This is a genomic window from Pseudomonas sp. S2_E02 (assembly GCF_054668355.1).
The window spans coordinates 5,057,373-5,081,920 of sequence record NZ_CP162761.1 but is presented as its reverse complement, the minus strand read 5'-3'; the positions used below and the strand labels follow the sequence as shown (position 1 = coordinate 5,081,920).

The following is a 24,548-nucleotide window of genomic DNA, read 5'->3' as shown; positions in this document are numbered from 1 at the left end:
TGACCACGCGACGTAGGCAGGCAAGCGCATCGGACTCAAAGCAGCCTACATCAACGGAAACGGTAAAATCCCCAAGGCAAAATCCGTTCACACGCAGTACACAACGGTAAAAATTCATCTGATCAACGACTGCGGATCTTCTCGACAATCGCAGTTGTCGAGCTGTTTTCCACCAGTCCCAGCACCTTTACGGTACCGCCATAAGCAGTGACGATATCAGCGCCGACTACCTGATCGATGCCGTAATCGCCGCCCTTGACCAGCACGTCCGGTTTGACCTCGCGCAGCAGGTTCTCCGGGGTGCCTTCAGGGAAACTGATCACCCAGTCCACAGCGCCGAGGCCGGCGAGAACCGCCATGCGCCGGTCAACACTGTTGATCGGGCGGCCCGGGCCTTTGAGACGGCTGACCGAAGCATCATCGTTGACCGCGACAATCAGCCGGTCGCCCTGTGCCCGCGCCTGCTCCAGGTAGGTCACATGGCCGGCATGGAGGATGTCGAAGCAGCCGTTGGTGAAGACGATCTTCTCGTTGTGCGCACGGGCATCGGCCACGGCGAGCAGCAACTGCTCCAGCCCCAACACTCCGCGCTCGGAACCTTCTTCACGCTGAATGGCGCGACGCAGTTCCGGGGCGCTGATGGCGGCCGTACCGAGTTTGCCAACCACGATGCCGGCGGCCAGGTTGGCCAGCGCAACGGCGTGGGGCAGGTCTTCACCGGCGGCAATCGCTGCCGCCAGGGTGGAGATCACCGTGTCACCGGCACCGGTGACATCAAACACTTCACGGGCACGGGCCGGCAGGTGCAGCGCCGGCTGATCCGGACGCAACAGGGTCATGCCATGTTCGCCGCGCGTTACCAGCAGCGCACCGAGTTCGAGGTCGTGCATCAGGGCGGCGCCCTTGCTCACCAGCTCATGCTCATCGACGCAACCGCCGACGATGGCTTCGAATTCGCTGAGATTGGGAGTGATCAGGCTGGCGCCGCGATAGATCGAGAAGTCCTTGCCCTTTGGATCGGCCAGCACCGGAATGTTCTTCGCGCGGGCGGCCTGGATCAGCGCCTGATGGTTTTTCAGGGCGCCTTTGCCGTAATCGGAGAGCACCAGCACCTTGATGCCTTCGAGCAGGTCGTCGACCTGCGAACCAAGGGCCAGAGCGTCGGTGGCGAACGGTTCTTCAAAGTCGATACGCAGCAGTTGCTGGTGCCGGCTCATGACCCGCAGCTTGACGATGGTTGGCTGGTGCGCGATGCGCTGGAACAGAGCGCGTACGCCCGCGCCTTTGAGACTGTTGCTCAGGCTGTCGGCGGCTTCGTCATCGCCGGTCACACCGACCAGCGACGCCGGCGCACCCAGCGCGGCAATGTTCAAGGCAACGTTCGCGGCACCGCCCGGACGGTCTTCGATCTGCTCGACCTTAACGACCGGCACCGGCGCCTCAGGGGAAATCCGTGAGGTTCCGCCATGCCAGTAACGGTCGAGCATGACATCGCCGACTACCAAGACCGGGGCTTGATCGAAACGCGGCATGGACAACTTCATGGAGCAACCCACATACAAAATGAACAGGGGCGCGATATTAACACAGGGTAAAGCGCCGTCCGCCTCAATCTGAAAGGTCGCGCACCCAGAACAACTCGTGACGCCGGACTGCCTTGCGGAAAAACTCGTTACTGCCCGTTTCAGGCCAGCGACGGCCGGCCAGAGCCTGCTGGATCCAGCGGCGCAATTGCCGTTTGAACGCCTGTCGGCCCTGCAGATCGTGCTCCATGGCCAGCGCCATGGCTTTGTCCAGTTGCACGTCAGCCGACAGCAGCGGACTCCACAGGCGATCAGCCGGTAGCGGCTCGATGGCGGGAGGCAGCGGAACACCCGCACCGGCAGGCCCCATCGGCCAGCGATCATTGTCGTGCAGGTGATTGGCGTACAGCAGCAGGGTCGCCGGTTTCCAGCTACTGCGTTCGATAGCCTCAAGCAGCGCTTGGGTCGACGCTACATGATCACTGTGGGGATCGAGTTCAGGATGCGGTGTAACGACCACTTCCGGGCGATAGTGCTCAAGCAGGGCCGTCAGATCACCCAGCAGGTTTTGCCAGGTCGACTGCCCGTCAACGTCGGCGGGCAGGATCAATGGGTTATGCCGGCGCACACTGCGAATATCGTTTTCCTGCGATTCCCGGGAGCCGAACGCCTGGGTCGGCGCTTCGGCCATCGACGGCAGTTGCAGGCAGTAATAGCCCAATTGCACACAACGCTCGGCAGGCACGCCCCCCCACAGCGGAATCACCAGGCTGTCCCAACTGCGCAAGCGGCCCTTCAATCGTGCTGCTGCGGATTGATCAAGGCCCAGGCGCTGAAAGTCTTCAGCCTCGATCTCACCCTGGGTCAGGGTGACGATGCTGACGCCTTCGCATCGACTGTACAGACCGAAGGCGGCGAGTTCTGCATCATCGGCATGGGGCGCGATGACCATGACCCGCTGGCGGCTGTAGTCCGGATTGGCCATTACCCACAACACGCCCGTCGCAGCAGGTACGCAATATCGGCCACGCAGCGTCAGAGTCCCTTGCGCCAGCGCATCGACCTGCCCCGACAGATTGAGGAAACGCCGCCCTCTGACGCCCCGCTCCAGATCCTGACGATCATCGCCCACCTCAACATAGGGATCGAGCCAGCGCCCCAGCCAGGTGGACTTCACTTCGAGTTCGAGTACCAATGTCTCGCCCTGCGCCAGCGGTTCGCTCAGGCCTACCACGCCGCCCTCAAGACTCACGGCCTGCCGTGCGGTTAGCGGCGGAAAGTCGTATTGATAGTCGTCGGTAGGCCGGTAGAACAAATGGTCGGCAAACCAGGCCTCGTGAGCGACCCAGGCCAGCACCAGCAACAACGGCACCAGCCACCACGCGATCAGCACGCCGATCAGCAACAGCGCCAGCACAAAGGCGATCAGGAACAGACGCTTGTTGCGCCGATGAGCTTTGAGAAGCTGTTGCTTGCGAGCGCTCATGAATTCAGACCTTGTAGACCGGCACCGAGTGGCACCAGCGATCCTTGTACTCTCGGTCGGCACGACCGAATGAGTAACGCAGAGGTTTGCCCAGCGCTTGCGCGTGCGCCCAGGCCTCTTGGGTATTGACGAAACTCAGCACACTGCCGGGGCTGAACTCGCGGCTCTGCGGGTCGACACCACCGTTGATGTATTCCAGCGAAACCCATTGCGGGGCCTCGACGCGATAGAGCACCTGAATGGCGACGGGCGCCGATTCGAGCATCACCACCGAACCGGTCATGAACTCGCGCAGCAAGGTAAAGACCTCAACCAGCCCGGCCTTGCCCGGCACCTCGAAGCCCCAGCGACGCTGAAACAGATCGCCGTAAGCGGCAGCCTGTTCCTGCGGCGTAAAGTCGGACATCGGCACCAGCGATCCGCCCGCCTCTTCCAGCAGGCGCTGTTCGCGACGCTGGTTGTAGCGGAACTTCTTCGAATATTCTTCCGGCAACCGGGCCAGCGCCAGGCCCTCAGGCTGTGGCTTCAGCGTGCTGATCTGCCCGGCATTGAGCTGGGACACATAAGCCACGCGCTGGCGCACCGGCACGATGACGTCTGGCGCGATCGGCAGAATGATTTCCGCATTGCCCATGTCTAGCAAGCCACGCTTGCCCTCGCGCTTGAGCACCTCCTTGGACAACGCAACATGCCGCCCCCAGCAAGGGATGGCGGCCAGCACATCACCGCCAACGACCCAGCCCAGGTAGCGCAACTCGATGCCAAGGAACGTCGACAAGCGCTCGACGACTTCGGGGTGTGTAGCAAAACTGCCGCCGAAACGTTGCCAGGCGCGGGCGTAGCTGTCCCGGTCGATTTCGGTCCAGCCACGCTCGCGAAAACTGCGAAACATCGTCAGCATACGTCGGTCGCGTGTGCCGGCTGAGGCTCGTCACCCTCTTCAAACTCTTTGGCGTGCAGACGGGCGTAATAGCCGTTCTGCTCGAGCAATTGTGCGTGAGAGCCGCGCTCGACGATGCGACCTTCGTCCATGACCAGAATCAGGTCGGCTTTCTCGATGGTGCTCAAACGGTGGGCGATCACCAGGGTCGTGCGGTTTTTCACCACATGATCCAGGGCAGCCTGGATATGCCGCTCCGACTCGGTATCGAGCGCGGAAGTGGCCTCGTCGAGAATCAGCAGCGGTGCATCCTTGAGCAACGCCCGGGCAATAGCGATGCGCTGACGCTGGCCGCCGGACAGCAGCACGCCGTTTTCGCCGACCATGGTTTCGTAGCCTTGCGGCATCTTGATGATGAACTCATCGGCATAGGCTTCGGTGGCCGCGCGCTTGACCTCATCGAACGGCGCACCGGCCAGATCACCGTAGGCGATGTTGTTGGTCACCGTATCGTTGAACAGCGTGACCTGCTGGGTCACCAGAGCAATCTGCCGACGCAGGCTGCGCAAGGTAAAGTCCTGCACCTGCACGCCATCGAGCAGGATCTGGCCCTGCGCATGATCATGCTGATAGAAGCGCGGAATCAGGCTGGCCAGGGTCGATTTGCCACTGCCCGAGCGGCCGACCAAGGCAACCATTTGCCCCGGTTCGACGACGAAACTGATGTCATTGAGCACCGCTTTGTCGGTGTCAGGATAGTGGAAGCTCAGATTGCGCACTTCCAGACGGCCTTCGAGACGATCTTGCTCGACCGTGCCCTGATCCACTTCCGCCGGCTCATCCAGTTGCTCGAAAATACTTTCGGCACCGGCGACACCTTTCTGAATCGTCGAGCTGACCTCCGACAACTGACGGATCGGCTTGGGCAACAAGCCAGCCATGGTGATGTAGGCCACCAGATCACCCGGCGATGCATCGCCGCGAAGGTACAGGACGAGGAACATGACCACCGCCATGGCGCTGTAAGTCACCAGCTGCAGCATCGGCGTGTAAACGGCGCCGGTCTTGGTCATCGTCAACTGCTTGTCGGTGTTGCTCTGGCTGGCATCGCGAAAGCGATCCTTTTCGTACTGCTCGCCGCCAAAACTGCGCACGACGCGATAGCCGTGAATGGTCTCGGACGCGACGTGCGTGACGTTGCCCATCGAGACCTGGATCTTCTTGCTTTGCTTGCGGAATTTTTTGCTGGTGCTGTTCACCATCAAACCGATCAACGGCAGGATGGCGACCATCACCAGCGTGAGCTTCCAGTTCATCCACAACAGTGTGCAGAACAGGAAAATCACGGTCATGCCTTCACGGATGACGACTTTGATTGCATCCGTTGCCGCGCCGGTGACCATGGTCACGTTGAAGGTGATCCGGGAAATCAGGTGGCCGGAATTGTTCTTGTCGAAGAAGCGATTGGGCAACTCCAGCAATTTATTGAACAACACCACCCGCAGGTCATGCACCAGGCCCAGAGAAACCCGCGCCAGGAAGAAGTTGCCCAGGTAAGAACCCACGCCCTGCCACAACGCGATGAAGACGATCATCAGTGGCACGGTTTCGAGCAACTGCAGCTTGCCCAGATAAGGGTTGCCCGGGAACAGACTGGCTTCAGGATTGGCCAGACCGTCGACAAAGTACTTGAGGATGTAAGCGAGCATCGGCTGAGTCGATGCGAAAATCAGAAACCCGACGATGCTGAGAAGGAAAAGGCCGGCATAAGGCCGCACGTAAGCCAAAAGGCGGAAATAGATCGCCAGCGTGGACTGGGCTTTCGGTTCAGGACTGCTCATGGTGATCCGCGCAATTCAGTGAGGCGCCGATGATATCACACGCGTTTTTGCCCCGATAAACATGACTTCAAGCCAGCCTTCGACCAACTCGGTTAAGATACCCCGCTAATGATGGGGAGCCGGATATGCAATCGATTGATCACAGCACTTACGAGGCACTGCGCGCGGGTGCACACGTATTGGAAGCCGACGGTTCCGGCGACAAGGTGCTCAGATTGGCCGATGGACGCATGCTCAAGCTGTTCCGCCGCAAGCGGCTGCTCAGTTCGGCACTGTTCTACCCCTATGCACAACGCTTTGCCGACAATACCCGGGCCCTCGAACAACGCGGCATCCTCTGCCCCAAAGTCATCGCGGTCTACCGCATCCCGAGCATCGAACGTGACTGCGTGTATTACAGCCCGCTGGAAGGCAATACAGTGCGTCAGCTACAAGGCACTGACGAAGAGGCTGACACACTGAGATTCCAGCTGGGCGGGTACTTCGCCCTGCTGCACGAAAAAGGTGTGTACTTTCGATCACTGCACTTTGGCAACGTCGTGCAGACCCCCGACAAGCGTTTGGGCCTGATCGATATTGCCGACCTGCGCTGCCAGAAGCACGCGCTCAGTGACAGTAAACGCCTGCGTAACTTCGCGCATTTGCTGCGCTACAAGGAAGACCGCCAATGGCTGCTCGGCCAGGACGCCGGCGACACGTTTATCGAGGGCTATCGGCAGGCACTGCCGAGCAACCGGCAAGCGCCGCTGATCTCGCGCCTGCGCCCGCTGCTCGGTTAAGCCTTAGCGGCCGATGACCACTACAGTGGCACCTTTGCGATTGGCGAAATGCTCGATGATGCGCAGCTTGTGCGCCACCAGCCACTCATTCAGCCAAGGCTCGTCACCCTTGGCCTCGATGAGGAAATATTGATAGTCGCCCGCGTGCGCTGCCGACATCGCTTCCTCTGCGGTCAATACCGGTATCACATAGCCACGACCGGCGTAATAGCTGATCCGCCCATCCTCGAAATAGGTCTTCGCCCCTGGCTCGACATGGGCCGACAACCAGCGCCCGGCCTGGACGTAATGGGTTTTGCCGGCCCCGGTGGAGATGACGTTCGACAGCATCACCAGCAAACACAGAACCACCAGCCACTTGCCCCAACGCGGGAACTCGCGAACGAACGCCGCCAGCCCCATCGCCAGCACGGGCACAAACAACAGATTGAGAAAGCTCAGGTAGCGCGTATTCATGAACTGTTGCTTGATGAAAAACAGCACCAGCACGACCAGATACAGCAGCGCCGCCCAGGCGAAGGGTCGATAGTCGCGCCAGTAGACGCCTAGCACCCCCCAGTTACGCCGCAGAATGAAGGGAACGGCGAAAGGCCCCATCAACTTCACAAAACTGATGGTCATGGTCGCCAGGATGCCGAAGAAAATGATCCGCCCGGCTTCATCCTGGGAGTACTTGTTGATGAGCGAATTGGCAAACTGATCGCACAGCATCTGAAAGGACGCAAACACACTGTGCGGGGCAATCATGTCCAGATACAGCATCACTCGCGCCGACATGAGTACACCGGTTGCCGAAATGGCCAGCAGCCCCAAAACCGGCAGCAGCGAAAACTGGGCAAACTGCATCCGCCGGCCAGATGACCACAGGTTGGGCAACTGCCACAGAGCCAACGCCGGCACCAGCAACAAGGCCTCCAGCCGAAACAAGGCTGCTGCGACGATTGCCAGGTGGATGAATGCCGCGCGCAACCAGCCGCCACGGGCTTGCCAGTGCAGCGCGAGCCAAAGCGTCAGCGTGCAGAAGAACCAGAAACCGCACTCACGGATGATGTCGTTTCGAAAGGCATTCACCGCCGGCATGGCCAATACCACCAGGCACGCCCAACCGGTGACCTGCGCAGACCGCTGACGCACGCAGTCCACCATCAACGCGCTGGTGCCGGCAAAAAAGAGTGCACACCAAAGATAGGCACTCAGCTCCAGCGGCAAATGCAGGATGGAATGCGTAGCGGCCAGCAGAAAGGAAAACCAGGGCCAGTCGAAAGTAGCCCAAGCCACATTCGGCCCGTACTCGGTGACCTGTTGCGCAATATCGATGTACAGCGCGGCATCACGCCCCACTGTCGCAGTGCCCAGGACGGCTATCAGCGATAACAGCGCGCTGCCCACAAACGCCAGCCAGACCGGGTATTTATCGATGATTCTGGAGACTCGAGTTGCCACGCTACCGCCCGTATCTTTCACCCAGCCACCTCACCGACATCCGTTACAAGGTACGCGCACATCATCGCGACCCGCTTACCGAAACAGCAACCGCAAAGCCTTGCGGGTGTATGACCAGCGTGAAAACGTCCGCCAGTCTGCACGCAAAGCCTGGAAATAGAACGACCTGGCCAGCTTGTACTCGCCATGGGAATAACAGTCGCGAAACAGCGACAAACAGCGTTGTGCCAGAAACGCCTGGCGCAGATCACACATTTCTTCGGGCATTCTTCGGCTGGAAAACACTTCGCTGACGACCTGCTCCGTACCGGCAGCAAGACTCTGGCGCAAATCATGGCGCATGCTGTCGGCGTGCTTGTGGATCAGTGCGAGAGGCTTGTCCAGAACGGTGCAGGGGTAGCGCGCCAGCACTTGGGCAAACACTGGCAGGTCCTCGACGTTGCGCAAATGTTCCGGGTAATTGCCCAGAGCGAACACTTCGCGGTGCATCGCACAGGCACCGTTGGAAATCGACACCGTCTTGTTCAGCAGGTAACCCTGCAGGCGCTGGCGGGGCGTCCCAGGCAAAGGCCTGGCCGCCTGCAAACTGCGGCGCCCGTCAGCGAACACTGACCAGTGCGCACCGATCACCATAAGAGTCTGCGGATGACTGGCAATGTGCTGCGCAAGCGCAGCCAATGCACCGGGAGCCATTTCATCGTCAGAGTCGAGAAACACCAGATATCGCCCGGTTGTCTCTTCCAGCCCCCGATTGCGCACCGATGACAATCCGCCGTTGCTTTTACGCAGCGCACGAAAACGACCGCCATGCTTGAGCAGGAGCCGTTCCACTACCTCAGGCGTATCGTCCGTCGACCCGTCGTCAATGACCAGCAGATCCGCCGTCGTTTCATCCAGTTGCGCCAACACCGATTCCACTGCACGAGGCAGCGTTCGCGCATAGTTGTAAACCGGAATGACGACGCTGATCAGTGTTTCAGTCAAGTTCGTATCCTTTCACACCCTCTTTTACGACCAGAATATCTTCCATGATCAGGTATTCCAGATCCGAACCGAAAAACATGTTCAACGCGTCGGTCGGCGAGCAAATCATCGGTTCGCCACGACGGTTGAGCGAGGTGTTCAGCGATACGCCGTTACCGGTCAGGTTTTCCAGCGCCTTCATCATGTCGTAGTAGCGCGGGTTGTATTCACGCTTGAGGACCTGGGCACGAGAAGTGCCATCTTCGTGAACGACTTCCGGCACACGGGTCTTCCACTCGTCCGCCACTTCGAAAGTGAAAGTCATGAACGGCGCCGGATGATCGATCTTGATCATCTGTGGCGCAACGGTGTCGAGCATCGACGGGCAGAAAGGCCTCCAGCGCTCGCGGAACTTGATCTGATGGTTGATGCGGTCGGCCACGCCGGCCACGCTCGGGCAACCAATGATCGATCGACCGCCCAATGCACGCGGACCGAACTCCATACGTCCCTGGAACCAGGCCACGGGATTACCATCGACCATGATTTTGGCGATCTGTTCCGGCATGTTATCGAGCTTGCGCCACGCCGGCTTGTTCTCGTGACGGGCGCAGGCGGCGATCACGTCCTCGTTGCTGTACGACGGGCCGAGGTAGACGTGTTCCATCTTTTCGACCGGCACGCCACGGGCGTGGGACACATAGGCAGCTGCGCCGACCGCCGTACCGGCATCGCCGGACGCCGGTTGCACGAACAGTTCCTTGATGTCGTCGCGGGCAATGATTTTCTGGTTCAGTTTGACGTTCAGCGCACAGCCACCGGCGAAGGCCAGTTTGCCGGTTTCCTTGAGCACGTCACCCAAATAGTGATCAATCATCTGCAGCGCCAGTTTCTCGAACAGCGCTTGCATGCTCGCGGCGTAGTGAATGTACGGTTCGTCAGCAATATCGCCTTCGCGCTTCGGCCCCAGCCACTCGATCAGCTTAGGCGAGAAGTAGAAGCCTTTACCCTTCTCTTTATAGCGGCGCAGGCCGATAACGTTGGCGTAGTCGGTGTTGATCACCAGCTCACCGTTTTCGAACGAGGCCAGACGCGAGAAATCGTACTTGCTGGCATCGCCGTACGGCGCCATGCCCATGACCTTGAACTCACCGTCGAGCATCTCGAAGCCGAGGAACTCGGTGATCGCGCCATACAAGCCGCCGAGGGAGTCCGGATCGAAGAATTCCTTGATCTTGTGGATCTTGCCGTTTTCACCGTAGCCAAAGAAGGTCGTGGCGTACTCGCCCTTGCCGTCGATACCGAGGATCGCGGTTTTTTCTTTGAAACCAGAGCAGTGGTAGGCGCTGGAGGCGTGAGCCAAGTGGTGTTCGACCGGTTCGATCTTGATCTTCTTCGGATCAAAACCCAATTGTTCCAGGCACCAGACAATCTTGTTGCGGTAGCGCTTGTAGCGGCGGTTGCCCATCAGGATCGCATCCAGGGCACGATCCGGTGCATACCAGTAACGCTTGGCGTAGTGCCAGCGCGCCTTGCCGAACAGGCTGATCGGAGCGAACGGGATCGCAACTACGTCAACGTCGGACGGCTTGATGCCGGCCTGCTCAAGACAGAACTTCGCCGATTCGTAGGGCATGCGGTTCTTTGCATGCTTATCGCGTACGAAGCGCTCTTCTTCAGCCGCCGCCACCAGCTTGCCGTCGATGTACAAGGCTGCTGAAGGGTCATGGCTAAGGGCGCCGGACAGGCCAAGAATCGTCAATGCCACAGGGGTCTAGCCTCTTTAGTCTGCGTGCAGGCGCGATGCGCCTTGAAAATTGATGTGCCCCCGCACAGGGCGAGTGACAGCTAAAGGGCGGGATTATAGCGTAAACGAGTAGGGAATTACCCTGTGCGATTGCCCTCTGGGTGAATGGTCTGGAGAAACCTTACCCTGCTACTCAATAACTGCCCTTGCGCCAGTAAATACCAAGATTGCCGTCGGTGAGCTGACGATAAACCGTATAGGGCAACGCTACTGTATCGAATACTCCCGACAATGGCAGATCCAGCAACACGAATGGCACCAGAAAACCGCTGGGATCCGGCGGCGCGTTCAACACGCAGAAATCGAAGGCCAGACCGCTGTAAATCCGCGGAATGGACTGGCAATAGGTTTTTTGTTTGCGCATGTCCCGCGCCACGTCGGCATCGTCCTGCAAGACAGTCATGGCGCTGCCACAGCCAGCCAGAATCCATGAAAATACACCCAGCGTTGCAGCCTGTTTAATGGTCAAAATTCGCCCTCCAAGGTCGTTGGGCAAATTAGCATCGGGACTGAACAGGGCACAGTTCATGGCTTCTGGCGAAGCTGTAGGACAAGTCGCTGAATCTTGTCCTCTACTGCTGGTTTGTCTCAGGCCACGCTGGAAATGTCTTTCGGCAAACGCAGATCAATAATCTGATACAGCGCGCTGCTTTCGGGCCAGTTGCGCATGAATCGCGCACGGTCACGGGCATAGGCCGGCGCGAAACTGCCGACAGATCCATGCTGGCACATCGAGTCCAGATCGATCAGCGCCCAGCGATCCTGCTGCCAGAACAGATTATGTCCCTTGAAGTCGCCATGGCTGATCCGCTCGTCAATCAATCTGGCGAACAACTGATCCAGCGCCTGCAACTCCGCTTCCGGCGCTTCACCACTTTCAACGTACGGCGCAAAGCGCTCGATGATATCCGGCCCCGGCAGGAACTCGGTCACCAGATACGCACGGCTGCGCAGCCACAAAAAGCGCTGTTCCAGCACCGCCAGCGGTTTGGGTGTGGCGATGCCGAGAAACGCCAGGCGATTGCCTTCGCGCCACGAATGCCAGGCCCGACTTGGCCGCCAGAAACGCTTGAGCCAATGCGCAAAGCCCTTGATGTTGTAGCGCTTGATCACCAGCGTGCGCGCACCGGCCTGAACCTTGCCAACGCTCGCCGCACCACCGGTCTTGTACAGGTGACCCTGATCAAGCAACGCATCGGCCTGCGCCAGCACCGGCAGCATGGCTGACTCTTCTTCGCGGCGGATTGCGCGCAGAGCGAACGCTCCACGCTGCACACTGAACAGCGTGCACTCGCGACCGACCTTGATCAGGAAGTCTTTCAAACGCCAGCGCCGCACTTTGTCGATCTGTTTCTGCAAGACCTCCAGCGGCAACGCATGCTCGCTGTTGCTCAACAGGTAATACACCAGCAGTTCTTCAGTGAACGGTTCCAGCGCCTTGGGTAACTGGGCGAAAAACACCCCGAGATTTTCCAGGACTTTTTGTCGCGACAACGGCTGGCCGGCGGTTTCTGCGCAAATCCCGGCACCGTCAATCAGGTACAACTGGCCGCCGTGGCGCAGCAGATTGTCCAGGTGCAGGTCTTCCTGCCAAAGCCCTTTGCCGTGCAATTGGCCGATAGCGCCCAGCGCCTCGGCCAGCACCGCCGATTGTTCATCGGCCAACACCGGCAGCGACTCGACTTTCGCCCAGGCATCGCCAAGGCTTTCGGCACCCTCAAGGAAATCGAACAGCAACCAGCCACCTTCGCCATTTTGCAAACCATCGGCCAGTAGCATCGGCGTGGTCAGACTTTGCGCAGCCAGCAAGCGCACGCCTTCCAGCTCGCGCTGAAAATGTCGGGCAGCTTTGCCGCCGACCAGCAATTTGGCCAGCACCGGACGCCCGCGCCAGACACCAGCACCAACGTAACGCTGTCCCGGCAACACCCGCAGCAGACTCAGCAATTGCAGATCAGCACTGCCGGCGGCATCGGCCAGCGTCACCGTCAGAGGCAGTTGCGGGGCTCGCCCGACAGCGGCCAGCTCGGACAATTGCATCAGCGCGTCTCCTTGTGACTGCGGCGCGCAGTCAGCCGGGCGAGCCAGCTGTCGAGCAGCGTGCTATCGGTCGACTGATCGAGATAAGCCGCCAGCAACTCACGCAGTTGTGCCTCGTTCCATTCCGGCGCGCGGCGTTGCAGCGGCTCCAGATCCTTGATCCGGTCGCGCATGCCAAACAACAACGGCCGGGTCTTTTCCAGGTCGATCAATTGCGCCTGATACCCGTCACCGGTTGCCCGCAGAAAAATATGCTTGGGATAGAAGCAGCCGTGCACCTGACGCACACCGTGCAGATGCCGAGCCAGCAATCCACAAGCCTTGAGGATGGCTGAATGCTGTGCAGCACTGAGCTGCGCCCAACGCTGCAACAGCGATTCCAGATCACTCCAGCCATCGAGTGCCCGAGTCAGCAGAATGGCACGGACTTCGCCGTTGACCTTACGCTCACCGAAAAACGCCGCTTGCAGCGCCGGGATACCGAGCTTGCGATAGCGACTGATATTGCGAAACTCGCGGGCAAAGCTTGGCTCGCCGAAAGGCGCGTGCAAGGTCCGCGTCAGGTAGTTGCTCTGGCGCTTGAGGTAATAACCCTGCCCTTCAAGATCCAAACGGAAGACGCTGCTCCAACCGCCACGGGCGGTATTGGGTTCGTCCACGGCCTCAAGCTGCTTCGCCCAAAGCGCGTCAAAAGTGCCGAGACCATGGCGCTCAAGCAGTGCGCGGTCTTCAGCGGCGAGAAAATCAGTCATTCGCGTCCCTCGAAAAATCTCACCACGTGCCGAATCCGTTTCTTGTCGGCGCTATCAAGCCGATCGCACTGGCGGTATTGCTTATAGAAGCGCAGGCGTTGGGTATTGGACAGGTGGTATTTGGCGAGCTTATCGAGACAGGCCAGATCCTTGGTGATCCGATACTTGAGCCAGAAGCCGCGCCAGAACTCGCCGTTAGGGCAATCGATCAGAAATATCCGCGCCTGATCATCGATCAACAGGTTGCGCCATTTCAGATCGTTATGGGTAAATCGGTGGTCATGCATCGTCCGGGTATAGCCGGCCAATTGCCGACTGACGCCGTCAACCCAGGCGCGATCCTTGAGTTTCGGATCCTTGCGCTCGGCGAGCGCCGAAAGGTCTTCGGTGTCGGGCAGTTCACGGGTGATCATCGCGCCACGATCATACGCCGCGCCACGTCGTTCCAGGCCCCAGGCCACCACTTCAGCGGTGGGAATGCCCCACTTGGCGAAGCGCTTGAGGTTCTGCCATTCCATCTTCACCCGCGGCTTGCCGAGGTAACGGCGCAAGCCTTTACCAGCGCCGACATAGCGTTTGACGTAATAATTGACACCGTTGCGCTGCACGCGAATCACTTCCGACAGCGGATCACGGGTCAGGCGTTCGCCCTGCAACGCAAATACCGCTTCGAGACTGCCGAAGTCTTCGGCGAGCTCGCTGTATTGCGGCTCGAGAGTCCAACCCGCCATCAGAGCGCATCCCCGTAACGCTGTTTACGCGCGTAGAGTTTGTTGGCCTTGCCTTCCAGCCAGCTCAGCAACGGCGCTTCTTCAGCCAGGATCTGGCGCAGCGGTTGCTGGAAATAGCCTTTGAGGAAACGCAGTTTGTCGCGGCGGGTCAGGCCGATGTCCAGCGCGGAAAAGTACAACGCGGCCAGATCTTTATTGCGCCAGCGCTGCGTGATTTTCGTGCGGGTCTGGGCACGGTGCAGGTCGATCACTGAGAGTTTGAAGTCGTCTGGCGTCACCGGTTTATCAGTGTGCAGCAGGAAGTGGCAGATATAGCAGTCACGATGGTTGACGCCAGCGCGGTGCATCATGCCGGTCATGCGTGCGACTTCGGCGATCAGCGCGCGCTTGAGTTTCGGCTCGGGTGGCTGCTTGACCCAATCGATGCTGAAGTCTTCGAGGCTGATGGTCGGCGCCAGTTCTTCGGTGACGATAAACGAGTGCTGATCTGCCGGGTTACTGCCCTTCTCACCGTAAGCCACGGCAGTCATGGTCGGCACGCCGACTTCCTGCAGACGCTGAATGGCTTGCCACTCCTGGCCCGCGCCGAGAACCGGCAGCTTGGCGGTCAGCAGATTCTTGAAGATCTCGCCCCAGCCGATACCTCGGTGGATTTTCACGAAAAATCCGTTGCCGTCGACTTCCGTGCGCAGCGTCCGGCGCGCTTCCAGCTCGCGGTATACCTCGCCCTGCAAGCCTTCGACTTCAGCGAACGGGTCGCGGCCGGCCCACAGGCTTTTGAACGGTTCAGCCAGCATCAACTTCATTTAAGCGTGCTCCGCCAGAATCACATCGGCCGCGTGCTGCGGCATGCTGTAGAGGTCGGCCGTCTCGGCGAAGGCCAGACCATTGCGGCTCCAGGCCGCCCGTGCAGCGTCGTCATGCAACATTTCAGTCAAGTATTGCGTCAGTTGCGCCTGATCGAACGGTTCGCCCAGCACTCGCCCGGCATCCGCCTCGGCAATGTAATGGGCGTAACCGCAGACCGCGCTGACCAGCACCGGCAAACCGGCGACCAGCGCTTCGAGCAACACAGTACCGGTGTTTTCGTTGTAGGCCGGGTGGATCAACAGATCGGCGCCGAGCAGGAAACGCGGGATATCGCTGCGCCCCTTGAGGAACGTTACGTTATCGCCCAGCCCCAAGGTTGCGCTCTGCATTTGGAATAATTTGGGGTCATCCTGGCCGATTACAAACAGCCGGGTGCGTTTCTTCAGTTCGGCAGGCAATGCAGCCAGCGCTTTCAGGCTGCGATCGACGCCTTTGGTCTTGAAGCCGGAGCCGATCTGCACCAGCAGCAGTTCGTCGTCCTTGAGATTGAATTCAGCGCGGAACCCGGCGCGAATTTCAGCGGCATCCGCCGGGCGGCGACGATCCTGGGCAATGCCCGGTGGCAGCAGGTGGAAACGCTCCAGCGGCGTGTCGTAATGCTTGATGAACAACGGCTGCTGCACTTCGGAAATCATCAGCACTTCGGTCTTCGCGTCCTTGGCGAACACCGCGCGCTCGTACTCGGCGAAGTGGCGATAACGGCCCCAGCGACGGTACAAAGAGTTGCGCAGGTTCTGCGCCTTGTCTTCGAAGCAGCCGTCGGCGGCGTAATAAACGTCCAGCCCCGGCATCTTGTTGAAACCGATCAGGCGATCAACCGGGCGCTTGGCCAGATCCGCTTCCATCCATGCGCTGAGCTTTTCGTTGCGACGGTGATTGAAGAACGCTTTGACCGGCGCCACCAGCACTTCGAAACCGGGCGGCACGTCGCCTTCCCAGATCAGCGTGTAGACGCGAATCTGGTGACCGCGCTTCTGGCATTCAAGGGCGATGCGCATGAAGTCGCGCTGCAAGCCACCGAACGGGAAATATTTGTACAGGACGAATGCCAATTGCATCAGCGCAGCTCCTCAGCCATTAACAACGTGCTCAGTCGGCTGGCGACACGCTCGGGGTTCAGACGCGTGAAGCACAGCGGCTGTTCACGCTTCAGGTCAAACTGACGGGCATCCTGCGCGGTCGGTTGATAGGTACATTTCTTTTGCAGGCATGGCGCGCACGGGAAGTCGCTGGCCAGGTGAATCTGCAGCTTGCCGTAAGCGCCGGTCAGGCCTGGGTTGGTCGGGCCGAACAGCGAGATGGTCGGCACGTCCAGCGCGGCGGCCAAGTGGCCGAGACCGGTGTCCACCGCGACGCAGGCTTGCGCACCGGCGAGGACTTTGCCGACGCCGGCCAGATTGAGCTTCGGCAGCACTTCGGCGTGTTTGAAACCGGCGGCGATGCGTTCGGCGCGGGCCTTTTCCTGCGGGTTGCCCCACGGCAGTTTGACGCCGACGCCGAGGTAGCCGACGCGCTCGGTCAGTTCACGCCAGTAACTTTCCGGCCAGTGTTTGGTGTCCCAGGTGGTGCCATGCAGGAACACCACAAAGGCATTTTTGCGCGGCAGTTCGACCAAACGCTCGACGTTGAGGCCGTAATCACCCAAGCCTTTCGGCAAGTCGTAGCCGAGAGCGATGGCGAACAGTTGGCGCACGCGCTCGACGGCGTGCTGACCGCGGGCCACAGCCAGTTTGCGATCATAGAAACGCGAAGCCATCGGCTCGCGCGCCGAACCTTTATCGAGACCGGCCACCGGCGCTTTGACGTAACGGGTCAGCCAGGCGCTTTTCAGCAGGCCTTGAGCGTCGATCACCAAGTCGTATTTATTGGCGCGCACACTTTGTTTGAAGCGTTTCCACTCGCCGCTGGTGATGGTTTTCCAGAGGTTTTTGCGCCAGCGACGGATCGCCACCGGAATCACTTTGCCAACGGCCGGGTGCCAGGTCGGGATCTCGGCAAAGCCTTCTTCCACCACCCAGTCGAACTTGATCCCAGGGATGGCCCGGGCGGCGTCGGTCAGCGCCGGCAACGCATGAATCACGTCACCCAGCGATGAAGTCTTGATCAGCAGTACCCGCAACTTAATGAACCTCGACCACAGAGCCCTGCAACTTCTGCAAAGCATCGTTGACCGCATCCGGCATCAGCTGGCGCAGGCAGTTGTAATGACCGAAACGGCAGGTGCGGTCGAAGCACGGGCTGCAATCGAGGCCCAGACGAACCACTTCGACATGCTCGGCCAGCGGCGGGGTAAAACCCGGCGAAGTCGAACCGTAGACCGCCACCAGTGGACGGTTCAGCGCAGCGGCAACGTGCATCAGGCCGGAGTCGTTGGAGACCACCGCGTCGGCGCAGGACATCAGGTCGATGGCCTCGGCCAGCGAAGTGCCGCCGCTGAGGTTGACCGACTCTTCACGCAGGCCAGGAATCAGTCGAGCGCGGATATCTTCACCGACCGCATGATCGTTCTTCGAACCGAACAGCCACACCTGCCAGCCTTCACGAATGCGCGCTTCGGCGACTTTGGCGTAGTGCTCGGACGGCCAGCGCTTGGACTCGCCAAACTCGGCGCCAGGACACAGGGCCAACACCGGGCGGTCGAGGGTCAGGCCGAACTTGGCCAACGCTGCTTCGCGAGTGACCGGGTCGATTTGCAGGCTTGGGCGCGGATAAGGCTTCGGCAGCTCGGCGTTCGGCTCATAGGCCAAAGCCATGAACCGCTCGATCATCAACGGATAGCGTTGTTTGTCGAGGGTGCGCACATCGTTGAGCAGGCCGTAGCGGAATTCGCCGCGCCAGCCGGTGCGTTTCGGAATGCCGGCGAAAAACGGCACCAGCGCCGACTTCAGCGAGTTGGGCAGCAGGATCGCCTGATCGTACTGACCACGCAGGGATTTGCCGATGCGCCGACGCGTCGCCAATTCCAGCGCACCGTGGCCGAGCGGGAAGCTCAAGGCCTTGCGCACTTCGGGCATGCGTTCCAGGATCGGCCGGCTCCACTCAGGGGCCAGGACGTCGATTTCGCATTGCGGATGGCGCTGTTTGAGACACTGAAACAGTGTCTGTGCCATCACCATGTCACCGACCCAACTGGGCCCAACGATCAGAATATTCATGTGGTTTCCAAAAACGAACCGGGGAGGCATTTACGCCTCCCCGCCTCGAGAATCACTGAGGGAGCGGCACTGCTTGCGATGGGTCATTACCTTCAACATGACTGTCGACTGTCACTCCGCTATCGCGAGCAGGCTCGCTCCCACATGGTTTTTTCGTCCTGCTTCAGATCTACAGACACTGTAGATCCACTGTGGGAGCGAGCTTGCTCGCGAAGGGGCCAGCACATCCGACATCGGTGTCGTCTGACACTCCGTCTTCGCGAGCAAGCTCGCTCCCACAGGGTATTGGGTGCTGCACAAACCGGTTTCAGCTTAGCCCCATCTCTTTCCATATCCGCAAAACCTGCCGCCGTTCTTCGGCAAACTGATCGCCCGATATCACCCCGGCGTCCTTCTGCAACGCCTGCCGGTGAGCGGCGGAGCGGTAGGCTTTATAGGCCTCGCGCAACAGGCTGGCATCTTCGGCAGGCATCAGCCCTTCGTGTTCCAGCTCTTCCAGAATGCGGATGTTATCGGTCCAGCGCAGCAATGGCGGGTGGCTTTGCGACCACGCCAGAGCCGCGTATTGCACCATAAATTCAATATCGACGATACCTCCGGCGTCCTGCTTGAGGTCGAAGGGCGCTGTGGCGTCGAAGGCATTTGCCGCCGTACCGGCCGCGGTGCTCTTGGTGCCGAGGTTATCGCGCATCTTCGCGCGCATCTCACTGACCTCCTGTTGCAACTTGGCCAGATCGCGCGCCTTGCCCAAGACCTGCGCGCGGACGCTCTCGAACGCCCGGCCGACATCCTGACTGCCGACCAGCACCCGCGCCCGTACCAACGCCTGATGTTCCCAGGTCCAGGCTTCATTTTCCTGATAGCGGGCAAACGCCCCCAGCGAACTGACCAACAGCCCCGAAGCACCGGATGGCCGCAGACGCATGTCCACTTCATAGAGCTGACCGGAGTTGGTCTGCGCCGTCAGCAGGTGAATGATCCGCTGCCCCAGGCGCGTGAAGAACTGCGCGCCATCAATCGACTTCGGCCCGTCGGTTTCCGCCTGCGGATCGCCGTCGTGGATAAACACCAGGTCCAGATCCGAACCATGCCCCAGTTCCAGGCCGCCGACTTTGCCATAACCGACAATGATGAAGCCGGGATCGCACAAGGTGCCGTCGGTGCGCAGCGGCGTGCCGTACTTGGCCACGGTCTGGCGCCAGGCCAGGGCCAGCACTTGCTCGAGAATTGCCTCGGCCAGCCAGGTCAGGTAATCGCTGACTTTCATCAGCGGCAGGCTGCCGGCGATTTCCGACGCTGCCACGCGCAAGCGGTGCGCCAATTTGAAATGGCGCAAGGCTTCCATTTGTTGTTCGAGGTCGTCTTCGGGAATCCGCGTCAGGCGCTCGCGCAATTCAGCCGCCAGTTCCGGCGCCAAGGGCGGCTTGAACAAACGACCTTCGTTCAGCAATTCATCAAGCAGCAGCGGGAAACGCGTAATTTGCTCAGCGATCCACGGGCTCGCGGCGCACAACGTCAGCAAGCGCCGCAATGCGCCGGGGTTTTCCGTCAGCAAGACCAGATACGCCGAACGCCGGGCCACCGCTTCGACCAGCGGCAACACCCGCTCAAGCACCAGATCCGGGTTGGCGTGTTCCACAGCCTGTGCGAGCAGACGCGGAATAAAGGCATCCAGACGCTCACGCCCCAACCGCTGCATCGCCCGCAATTGCGGGCTGCTGCGCAATCCGGCCAGCGCTTTCAGAGCTTTGCTGGCATCAGCAAAGCCGCCCTCCTCCAACTGCCGGCACGCCGCCTCTTCGTCTTGCGCCTCTTCCCACAGCGGCAGCCATTCACCGCCGACCACCACTTCACTTTCGGCGTTTTCATCCTCGTCGGGATCGGCAATCACCTGGGCGAAGTGCCAGGCCACGCGGCCGCGCCAGAACATCAACTTCTCGTGGAAGGCGTCCCAATCGGCAAAACCGAGCATAAACGCAATGCGCGCCTGATCCTGCGCGCCATCCGGCAGCATCTGGGTCTGGCGGTCGGCGATCGCCTGAATGGCGTGTTCGGTGTAACGCAGAAATTCGTAGCCCTCGCGCAATTCGCTGATCACCGCTGGCGGCAGATAACCCTGCCCTTCCAGCGTGCTCAGCACCTTTAATAGAGGACGCTGTTGCAGGCTCAGATCGCGGCCACCATGGATCAACTGAAAAGCCTGCGCGATGAACTCGACCTCGCGGATGCCGCCTGAGCCGAGCTTGATGTTGTCGGCCATGCCCTTGCGCCGTACTTCCTGCTGGATCAACTGCTTCATGGTGCGCAGCGCTTCGATCGCCGAGAAGTCCAGATAACGGCGGTAAACGAACGGCCGCAGCATGTCGAGCAACTGCGCACCCGCCACCTGATCGCCGGCCACCACCCGCGCCTTGATCATCGCGTAGCGTTCCCAGTCCCGGCCCTGATCCTGGTAATACTGCTCCAGCGCATTGAAGCTCAGCACCAGCGCGCCAGATGAACCGTAAGGGCGCAGGCGCATGTCGACGCGGAAAACGAAGCCGTCGACGGTCATCGGATCCAGCGCCTTGATCAAGCGCTGGCCGAGACGAATGAAGAATTCCTGATTATCCAGCGAACGCTTCACGCCAACGGTCTCGCCGCCCTCGGGGTAAGCGAAGATCAGATCGATGTCCGAAGACAGGTTCAACTCAACGGCGCCGAGCTTGCCCATGCCAAGGATGACCATTTGCTGCGGCTCACCGCTGCGGCGGCCGGTCGGCGTGCCGAACTGTTCGCAATGGCGGCTGTACAACCATTGATAGGCCTGGTCGATGGTGGCGTCGGCCATGTCCGAGAGATCCCGGCAGCTCTGTACCAGATCGGCCTGGCGGGTGAGATCGCGCCAGATGATCCGCACTTGATGACGGGCGCGCTGGCGGCGCAGGGCGCGACCGAGTTCATCTTCATTCTGGGCAGCGTTCACCGCAGCGGCAATCTGCGCACACAATTCACCCGGCTCGAAGGCCCGGTCGAGTTCGCCGGACTGCACCAGTGTGAGCAACATCAAAGGGTCACGAACGCTCTGTTCAATGACGAATTCGCTGGCGGCGGTAACGCGGGCGAATTGCGCCCAGCGCTCTGGCGTCCAGTTCGCCAGGCCGTGATCGTCTTCCAGCGCGGCGACGGCCGTACGGAACGACTGCTCCGATCGAGTGACCAACGGCAGGAGAATGGCGGGCAGTTCGGCAAGCACGGGCAGGGTCATGGTCTATCCTTGATCGGCGTGTAAATGGCCGCTTGTAGTGATTGGTGAAAAGCCGCTACCCGGAAGACTGTCGAACAAAAGTTAGAAATAGCTGAAATTTCTTTATCGTTGGCAGCGAACATCAAAGTTTCACCTTTTTCGGATGGTAAAAGACCAACCTTAACGATTATTCTCACAACGCAGCCGGAGGCCACAAGCCATTCTTCTGTAGTTTTACTACTCGTCTATACATTCGAAAGGCTGAAATGCCGGAAGATTTGTAGTAAAACTACACGCCGCCGGAACAACCTATCGGCAATCCAAGAATTTTAAATCGTCTGCCCACAAGGCCAGTCGCAAACTCAGGCAACCGATTCTGGAAGCCTTTCCGCCCTGGAGCAAGCCATGCAAGACCTCGATCCCGTCGAAACCCAGGAATGGCTGGACGCCCTGGAATCGGTTCTCGACAAAGAAGGCGAAGACCGTGCTCACTATCTGATGACCCGTATGGGCGAACTCGCGACCCGCAGCGGCTCGCAGCTCCCTTACGCCATCACCACGCCTTACCGCAACACCATCCCGGTAACCCACGAAGCACGCATGCCTGGCGACCTGTTCATGGAACGCCGCATTCGCTCGCTGGTACGCTGGAACGCGATGGCCATGGTAATGCGTACGAACCTGAAAGATTCTGACCTGGGTGGTCACATCTCCAGCTTCGCTTCCAGTGCGACCCTGTATGACATCGGCTTCAACTACTTCTTCCAGGCCCCGACCGACGAACACGGCGGCGACCTGATCTACTTCCAGGGCCACACTTCGCCAGGCGTTTACGCCCGTGCGTTCATGGAAGGCCGCATCACCGAAGACCAGATGAACAACTTCCGCCAGGAAGTCGACGGTCAGGGCCTGTCGTCCTACCCGCACCCTTGGCTGATGCCTGACTTCTGGCAGTTCCCGACCGTATCGATGGGTCTGGGTCCAATTCAAGCGATCTACCAGGCACGCTTCATGAAGTACCTGGAACACCGCGGTTTCATCCAGCCGGGCAAACAGAAAGTCTGGTGCTTCCTGGGCGACGGCGAGTGCGACGAGCCGGAATCCCTGGGCGCGATCTCCCTGGCCGGCCGCGAGAAGCTGGACAACCTGATCTTCGTCATCAACTGCAACCTGCAGCGCCTCGACGGCCCGGTTCGCGGCAACGGCAAGATCATCCAGGAACTCGAAGGCGTGTTCCGCGGTGCTCAGTGGAACGTGACCAAAGTCATCTGGGGCCGTTTCTGGGACCCACTGCTGGCCAAAGACGTCGACGGCATCCTGCAACGTCGCATGGACGAAGTCATCGACGGCGAGTACCAGAACTACAAAGCCAAAGACGGCGCGTTCGTCCGTGAACACTTCTTCAACACGCCAGAACTCAAGGCGATGGTTGCTGATCTGTCCGACGACGAGATCTGGAAACTCAACCGTGGCGGCCACGACCCGTACAAGGTCTATGCGGCTTACCACGAAGCGGTCAACCACAAAGAACAACCAACCGTTATCCTCGCCAAGACCATCAAGGGTTATGGCACCGGTGCCGGCGAAGCGAAGAACACTGCGCACAACACCAAGAAAGTCGATGTCGACAGCCTGAAGTTGTTCCGCGATCGTTTCGACATCCCGGTCAAGGACGAAGAGCTGGAGAACCTGCCGTTCTTCAAGCCAGAGCCAAACAGCGCCGAAGCCCGCTACCTCAGTGAGCGTCGCACTGCACTGGGCGGTTTCGTGCCTCAGCGCCGCGCACAAAGCTTCAGCGTACCGACGCCGGACCTGGACACCCTCAAGGCCATCCTCGATGGTTCCGGCGACCGTGAAATTTCCACCACCATGGCTTTCGTGCGGATCCTCGCGCAACTGGTCAAGGACAAGGAAATCGGCCCGCGCATCGTTCCGATCATCCCGGACGAAGCCCGTACCTTCGGTATGGAAGGCATGTTCCGTCAGCTCGGCATCTACTCGTCCGTCGGCCAGCTCTACGAGCCAGTCGATAAAGACCAGGTGATGTTCTACAAGGAAGACCAGAAAGGTCAGATCCTTGAAGAAGGCATCAACGAAGCAGGCGCCATGAGCTCCTTCATCGCTGCCGGTACTTCGTACTCCAGCCACAACCAGCCGATGCTGCCGTTCTACATCTTCTACTCGATGTTCGGCTTCCAGCGTATTGGCGACCTGGCCTGGGCTGCCGGCGACAGCCGTACCCGTGGCTTCCTGATCGGCGGCACCGCCGGCCGGACCACCCTGAACGGTGAAGGCCTGCAACACGAAGACGGTCACAGCCACCTGTTGGCTGCAACCATCCCGAACTGCCGCACCTACGATCCAACCTACGGCTACGAGCTGGCGGTGATCATTCAGGACGGCATGAAGAAGATGACCGAAGAGCAACAGGACATCTTCTACTACATCACCGTGATGAACGAGTCGTACCAGCAGCCAGCCATGCCGGCCGGTGCCGAAGAAGGCATCAAGAAAGGCATGTACCTGCTCGAAGAAGACACCCGCGATGCGGCGCACCACGTTCAGCTGATGGGCTCCGGCACCATCCTGCGTGAAGTCCGTGAAGCGGCGAAGATCCTGCGTGAAGAGTTCAACGTTGGCGCCGACGTCTGGAGCGTTACCAGCTTCAACGAACTGCGTCGCGACGGCCTCGCTGTCGAGCGCAGCAACCGTCTCAAGCCTGGCCAGAAGCCTAAGCTGAGCTACGTCGAAGAGTGTCTGAACGGCCGTAAAGGTCCGGTCATCGCCTCTACCGACTACATGAAACTGTTCGCCGAGCAGATCCGTCAGTGGGTACCGTCCAAGGAATTCAAAGTCCTGGGCACCGATGGTTTCGGCCGCAGCGACAGCCGCAAGAAACTGCGTCATTTCTTCGAAGTTGACCGTCATTTCGTGGTGTTGGCAGCCCTGGAAGCACTGGCTGACCGTGGTGATATCGAACCTAAAGTCGTGGCTGAGGCCATCGTCAAGTTCGGCATCGACCCGGAAAAACGCAACCCACTGGACTGCTGAG

The 24,548-nt window shown here is 59.9% G+C and carries 18 protein-coding genes; 2 read left to right on the top strand and 16 right to left on the bottom strand.

Translation table 11 applies throughout. The features are described 5' to 3' along the window. Nucleotides 1-122 precede the first annotated feature (122 nt). From hldE to msbA, 4 genes are all read right to left on the bottom strand, one after another. Nucleotides 123-1,544 carry a bifunctional D-glycero-beta-D-manno-heptose-7-phosphate kinase/D-glycero-beta-D-manno-heptose 1-phosphate adenylyltransferase HldE gene (gene hldE / locus AB4O01_RS22815; protein ID WP_093430139.1) on the bottom strand — a complete coding sequence of 474 codons (1,422 nt, stop codon included), beginning with the start codon at nt 1,542-1,544 and terminating at the stop codon, nt 123-125. Between the two features lie 64 nt (nt 1,545-1,608). Further along, on the bottom strand, nt 1,609-3,009 hold the full coding sequence (locus AB4O01_RS22810) for a PIG-L deacetylase family protein (protein ID WP_460089627.1): 1,401 nt from the start codon (nt 3,007-3,009) through the stop codon (nt 1,609-1,611). Between the two features lie 4 nt (nt 3,010-3,013). Further along, nucleotides 3,014-3,910: a GNAT family N-acetyltransferase gene (locus AB4O01_RS22805; protein ID WP_460089625.1), complete on the bottom strand. Its 897-nt coding sequence runs from the start codon at nt 3,908-3,910 to the stop codon at nt 3,014-3,016. Then, nucleotides 3,904-5,730, bottom strand: coding sequence for a lipid A export permease/ATP-binding protein MsbA (gene msbA, locus AB4O01_RS22800; protein WP_093430136.1), 1,827 nt, complete (start codon nt 5,728-5,730; stop codon nt 3,904-3,906). Before msbA ends, AB4O01_RS22805 begins: the two co-directional genes overlap by 7 nt. A gap of 125 nt (nt 5,731-5,855) precedes the next feature. Here msbA and AB4O01_RS22795 point away from each other — a divergent pair, with 125 nt between their 5' ends. Then, the gene (locus AB4O01_RS22795; protein ID WP_093430135.1) at nt 5,856-6,509 is read left to right on the top strand and encodes a toluene tolerance protein; all 654 of its coding nucleotides are present in this window, start codon (nt 5,856-5,858) and stop codon (nt 6,507-6,509) included. A 3-nt stretch (nt 6,510-6,512) separates the two neighbouring features. Here AB4O01_RS22795 and AB4O01_RS22790 read toward each other — a convergent pair whose 3' ends face one another. The 12 genes from AB4O01_RS22790 to glnE all read right to left on the bottom strand — a co-directional run bounded on the left by AB4O01_RS22790 (nt 6,513) and on the right by glnE (nt 21,517). Continuing rightward, complete coding sequence (locus AB4O01_RS22790; RefSeq protein ID WP_460089623.1) at nt 6,513-7,952, bottom strand: hypothetical protein; 1,440 nt, start codon at nt 7,950-7,952, stop codon at nt 6,513-6,515. Between the two features lie 75 nt (nt 7,953-8,027). Then, nucleotides 8,028-8,936 (bottom strand): glycosyltransferase family 2 protein, encoded by a 909-nt coding sequence (locus AB4O01_RS22785; RefSeq protein WP_093430133.1) that lies wholly within the window; start codon nt 8,934-8,936, stop codon nt 8,028-8,030. Further along, entirely contained in the window at nt 8,929-10,683 is a 1,755-nt protein-coding gene (locus AB4O01_RS22780; protein WP_093430132.1) for a carbamoyltransferase family protein, read from the bottom strand. The genes AB4O01_RS22785 and AB4O01_RS22780 overlap by 8 nt, the downstream gene beginning before the upstream one ends. A 172-nt stretch (nt 10,684-10,855) precedes the next feature. Beyond that, nucleotides 10,856-11,191: a YceK/YidQ family lipoprotein gene (locus AB4O01_RS22775; protein ID WP_093430131.1), complete on the bottom strand. Its 336-nt coding sequence runs from the start codon at nt 11,189-11,191 to the stop codon at nt 10,856-10,858. A gap of 119 nt (nt 11,192-11,310) precedes the next feature. Continuing rightward, the gene (locus tag AB4O01_RS22770) at nt 11,311-12,762 is read right to left on the bottom strand and encodes a lipopolysaccharide kinase InaA family protein (RefSeq protein ID WP_460089621.1); all 1,452 of its coding nucleotides are present in this window, start codon (nt 12,760-12,762) and stop codon (nt 11,311-11,313) included. Further along, nucleotides 12,762-13,514 carry a lipopolysaccharide kinase InaA family protein gene (locus tag AB4O01_RS22765; RefSeq protein WP_186621221.1) on the bottom strand — a complete coding sequence of 251 codons (753 nt, stop codon included), beginning with the start codon at nt 13,512-13,514 and terminating at the stop codon, nt 12,762-12,764. The genes AB4O01_RS22770 and AB4O01_RS22765 overlap by 1 nt, the downstream gene beginning before the upstream one ends. After that, nucleotides 13,511-14,245 carry a lipopolysaccharide kinase InaA family protein gene (locus AB4O01_RS22760; protein ID WP_093430128.1) on the bottom strand — a complete coding sequence of 245 codons (735 nt, stop codon included), beginning with the start codon at nt 14,243-14,245 and terminating at the stop codon, nt 13,511-13,513. Before AB4O01_RS22760 ends, AB4O01_RS22765 begins: the two co-directional genes overlap by 4 nt. Next, nucleotides 14,245-15,051 (bottom strand): lipopolysaccharide core heptose(I) kinase RfaP, encoded by an 807-nt coding sequence (gene rfaP / locus AB4O01_RS22755; RefSeq protein ID WP_093430127.1) that lies wholly within the window; start codon nt 15,049-15,051, stop codon nt 14,245-14,247. Before rfaP ends, AB4O01_RS22760 begins: the two co-directional genes overlap by 1 nt. Further along, nucleotides 15,052-16,173 (bottom strand): glycosyltransferase family 4 protein, encoded by a 1,122-nt coding sequence (locus AB4O01_RS22750; protein ID WP_460089618.1) that lies wholly within the window; start codon nt 16,171-16,173, stop codon nt 15,052-15,054. After that, nucleotides 16,173-17,234, bottom strand: coding sequence for a lipopolysaccharide heptosyltransferase I (gene waaC, locus AB4O01_RS22745; RefSeq protein WP_077570514.1), 1,062 nt, complete (start codon nt 17,232-17,234; stop codon nt 16,173-16,175). Before waaC ends, AB4O01_RS22750 begins: the two co-directional genes overlap by 1 nt. Before the next feature lies 1 nt (nt 17,235). Continuing rightward, the gene (waaF, locus tag AB4O01_RS22740; protein ID WP_093430125.1) at nt 17,236-18,270 is read right to left on the bottom strand and encodes a lipopolysaccharide heptosyltransferase II; all 1,035 of its coding nucleotides are present in this window, start codon (nt 18,268-18,270) and stop codon (nt 17,236-17,238) included. 307 nt (nt 18,271-18,577) lie between these two features. Further along, nucleotides 18,578-21,517 carry a bifunctional [glutamate--ammonia ligase]-adenylyl-L-tyrosine phosphorylase/[glutamate--ammonia-ligase] adenylyltransferase gene (glnE, locus tag AB4O01_RS22735; RefSeq protein WP_460089616.1) on the bottom strand — a complete coding sequence of 980 codons (2,940 nt, stop codon included), beginning with the start codon at nt 21,515-21,517 and terminating at the stop codon, nt 18,578-18,580. A gap of 384 nt (nt 21,518-21,901) precedes the next feature. Here glnE and aceE point away from each other — a divergent pair, with 384 nt between their 5' ends. Continuing rightward, on the top strand, nt 21,902-24,547 hold the full coding sequence (gene aceE, locus AB4O01_RS22730; protein ID WP_007915682.1) for a pyruvate dehydrogenase (acetyl-transferring), homodimeric type: 2,646 nt from the start codon (nt 21,902-21,904) through the stop codon (nt 24,545-24,547). The last annotated feature ends 1 nt before the right edge of the window (nt 24,548 follow it).